Genomic DNA, 3506 nt, shown 5'->3' with positions numbered 1-3506 from the left:
AAGGACGAACACGAACTCGCGATCATGATGCGCGCCGCGCACATCTCCGCGCTCGCGCACCGCCGCGCGATGCAGGTGTGCCGCCCGGGCATCCGCGAATACGAACTCGAGGCCGAACTGCTGTACCTGTTCCGCAAGCACGGCGCGCAGGCACCCGCGTACGGCTCGATCGTCGCGGCCGGCGCGAATGCGTGCGTGCTGCACTATCCGGCCGGCAACGCGGCCGCGCGGGACGGCGACCTGATCCTGATCGACGCCGCGTGCGAACTCGACGGCTATGCGTCGGACATCACGCGCACGTTCCCGGCCAACGGCCGCTTCTCGCCCGCGCAGCGCACGCTGTACGACATCGTGCTCGCCGCGCAGCAGGCCGCGATCGACGCGACACGCGCGGGCGTGCCGTTCGAGGCGCCGCACGACGCGGCCGTACGCGTGCTCGCGCAGGGGCTGCTCGACACCGGCATCATCCCGAAAACGCGCTTCTCGAACGTCGACGACGTGATCGCCGAGCGCGCGTACACGCGCTTCTACATGCACCGCACCGGCCACTGGCTCGGGATGGACGTGCACGACTGCGGCGACTACCGCGAGCGGCTCGCCGCGCGCGACGCCAACGGCGCGCTGCCGTGGCGCACGCTGAAACCCGGCATGACGCTCACCGTCGAGCCCGGCCTGTACGTGCGCGCGGCCGACGACGTGCCGCCCGAGTACTGGAACATCGGCATCCGCATCGAGGACGATGCGATCGTACGCGAGCACGGCTGCGAGCTGATCACGCGCGGCGTGCCGGTCGCGGCCGACGAGATCGAGGCGCTGATGCGCGCGGACGCATGACCGGCCGCCGACCGTTACCTCCGTTTCACGAATCAAGATGACGACCGCTTCCTCCCCGGCCACGCCGGATTACGATCTCGCCATCGTCGGCGCCGGCCCCGTCGGGCTCGCGCTCGCCGGCTGGCTCGCGCGCCGCAGCGCGACGCGGCACGCATCGATCGCGCTGATCGATGCGCGCGAACCGGCCGCGAGCGCGAACGACCCGCGCGCGATCGCCGTATCGCACGGCAGCCGCGTGCTGCTCGACACGCTCGCGTGGCCTGCCGACGCCACGCCGATCGAACATATCCACGTATCGCAGCGCGGCCATTTCGGCCGCACGCTGATCGACCGCGACGAACACGCGCTCGCCGCGCTCGGCTACGTCGTGCGCTACGGCTCGATCGTGCAGGCGCTCGCGGGCGCCGTGCGCGGCACGCGGGTCGACTGGCTCACGTCGACCACCGCGCACACGCCGCAGCAGGATGCCGACGGCGTCACGCTGACGCTCGACGGCCCGCAAGGCGGGCGCACGCTGCGCGCGCGCATCGTCATCAATGCCGAAGGCGGGCTGTTCCATGAACAGCAGGCCGACGCGGGCAAACATCGCCGCGACTACGGGCAGACCGCGCTCGTCGGCACGGTCACGGTATCGGCGCCGCGCCCGAACGTCGCGTGGGAACGCTTCACGCACGAAGGCCCGCTCGCGCTGCTGCCGCTCGGCGGGCCGCGCCAGGCCGACTACTCGCTCGTCTGGTGCTGTACGCCCGACGAAGCGGCGCGACGTGCCGCGCTGCCCGACGACGCGTTCCTGCGCGAGCTCGGCAGCGTGTTCGGCGAGCGCATGGGCGAATTCGTCGCGATCACCGGGCGCGCGTCGTTCCCGCTCGGCCTGAACGCGGCGCAGACGCTCGTCAGCGGCCGCATCGCGATCGTCGGCAATGCCGCGCAGACGCTGCACCCGGTTGCGGGGCAGGGGCTCAACCTCGGGCTGCGCGACGCGCACACGCTCGTCGACACGCTGTCCGCGCAAGGCTTCGAAGCGACCGCGCTCGCGACCTTCAACGCGCGCCGCGCGCTCGACCGGCGCCTCACGATCGGCGCGACCGACACGCTCGCGCGCCTGTTTACGATCGACGCGGGCCTGCTTCCGCTGCTGCGCGGCGCGGCGCTCACCGCGCTCGAATTCGTGCCGCCGCTTAAAAAGGTGATCGCGCGCCAGATGATGTTCGGCCAGCGCAACTGACACGCGGCGCACCGCACGGCCTCTTCGGGCAAACCAGGCAAACCGGGTCAAATCGGCGGGGCGTGGGAATACGGTAAAATGCCCGTTTTCCGTCTTCCCTTCCCCTGCCCGCGCTTGTCGTGGGCGGTGCCATTGCGATGCCCGTTATCGGCCCTCACGTATTGCGTAACAACCTGTTCGTCGCCCCGATGGCCGGGGTGACGGATCGTCCGTTCCGCCAGCTGTGCAAGCGGCTGGGGGCCGGTTACGCCGTGTCCGAGATGGTCGCGTCCAACGCGCAGCTGTGGAAGAGCGCGAAGACGATGCGGCGCGCGAACCACGAAGGCGAAGTCGAGCCGATCGCGGTGCAGATCGCCGGCGCCGATCCGGCGATGATGGCCGAAGCGGCCCGCTACAACGTCGACAACGGCGCGCAGATCATCGACATCAACATGGGCTGCCCGGCGAAGAAGGTCTGCAACGTCGCGGCCGGCTCCGCGCTGCTGCAGAACGAGCCGCTCGTGCAGCGGATCGTCGAGGCGGTCGTCGCGGCGGTCGGCACGGGGCCCGATGCGGTGCCCGTCACGCTGAAGATCCGCACCGGCTGGGACCGCGAGCACAAGAACGCGATCACGGTCGCGCGCCTGGCCGAAGCGGCCGGCATCTCGATGCTCACCGTGCATGGCCGCACGCGCGCCGACCTCTACCGCGGCGACGCCGAGTACGACACCATCGCGGCCGTGAAGGCGGCCGTGCGGATTCCGGTCGTCGCGAACGGCGACATTACGTCGCCCGCCAAGGCGAAGGCCGTGCTCGATGCAACCGGCGCCGACGCGCTGATGATCGGTCGTGCCGCGCAAGGCCGGCCGTGGCTGTTCCGCGAAATCGATCATTTCCTGCAAACCGGCGAGCTGCTGCCCCCGCCGCGGATCGACGAGATCCAGCACGTGATGAACGAACACCTGGAAGACCACTACGCTTTCTATGGCGAATTCACCGGTGTGCGTACTGCGCGCAAGCACATCGGCTGGTACACTCGCGGCCTTTCCGGTGCCAACGGGTTCCGGCACCGAATGAACACGCTCGATTCCACCCGCGAGCAGCTCGCCGCCGTCAATGCTTTCTTCGAAGCGCAAAAGGCGCTGTCGGACCACCTCGTCTACGTCGATGACGAAGCGGAGAACAGCCAGGGCGAGTCGGACGACCATAACCAGTTAGCAGCATGAGCAAGCACAACATCGAACAATGTGTCCGCGAGAGCCTGGACGTTTATTTCCGGGATCTAGACGGCTCCAATCCGCACGACGTCTATGAAATGGTGATGTCCTGCGTCGAAAAGCCGATGCTCGAGGTCGTGCTCGTACAGGCCGGCGGCAACCAGTCGCTCGCCGCCGAGTACCTCGGCATCAATCGCAATACGCTGCGCAAGAAGCTGCAGCAGCACGGCCTGCTGTAGGCGGCCGTCCCG

Annotated in this window: 4 protein-coding genes; all 4 read left to right on the top strand. The window is 69.1% G+C overall.

All coding sequences use genetic code 11. The annotated features are described in order from the left end of the window. Nucleotides 1–834: M24B family metallopeptidase (locus JMF90_RS29360; RefSeq protein WP_201325771.1), on the top strand; the 834-nt coding region annotated here is incomplete at its 5' end. Nucleotides 835–871: 37 nt separating this feature from the next. Then, nucleotides 872–2059 carry a UbiH/UbiF/VisC/COQ6 family ubiquinone biosynthesis hydroxylase gene (locus JMF90_RS29355; protein ID WP_078040665.1) on the top strand — a complete coding sequence of 396 codons (1188 nt, stop codon included), beginning with the start codon at nucleotides 872–874 and terminating at the stop codon, nucleotides 2057–2059. A gap of 137 nt (nucleotides 2060–2196) precedes the next feature. Further along, nucleotides 2197–3264: a tRNA dihydrouridine synthase DusB gene (gene dusB / locus JMF90_RS29350; protein ID WP_006476891.1), complete on the top strand. Its 1068-nt coding sequence runs from the start codon at nucleotides 2197–2199 to the stop codon at nucleotides 3262–3264. Further along, entirely contained in the window at nucleotides 3261–3494 is a 234-nt protein-coding gene (locus JMF90_RS29345) for a Fis family transcriptional regulator (protein WP_006476892.1), read from the top strand. Before dusB ends, JMF90_RS29345 begins: the two co-directional genes overlap by 4 nt. Nucleotides 3495–3506 lie beyond the last annotated feature (12 nt).

Source organism: Burkholderia sp. E168m23 (assembly GCF_016586125.1).
GTDB lineage: Bacteria > Pseudomonadota > Gammaproteobacteria > Burkholderiales > Burkholderiaceae > Burkholderia > Burkholderia orbicola.
Note: the sequence above shows the minus strand (reverse complement) of the source record. Positions and strands in the feature narration are given on the sequence as shown.

Bases quoted from the DNA above. Each gene is read 5' to 3' on its own strand.
- dusB (WP_006476891.1), top strand. From the start codon at position 2,197: ATGCCCGTTATCGGCCCTCACGTATTGCGTAACAACCTGTTCGTCGCC.
- JMF90_RS29355 (WP_078040665.1), top strand. From the start codon at position 872: ATGACGACCGCTTCCTCCCCGGCCACGCCGGATTACGATCTCGCCATC.
- JMF90_RS29345 (WP_006476892.1), top strand. From the start codon at position 3,261: ATGAGCAAGCACAACATCGAACAATGTGTCCGCGAGAGCCTGGACGTT.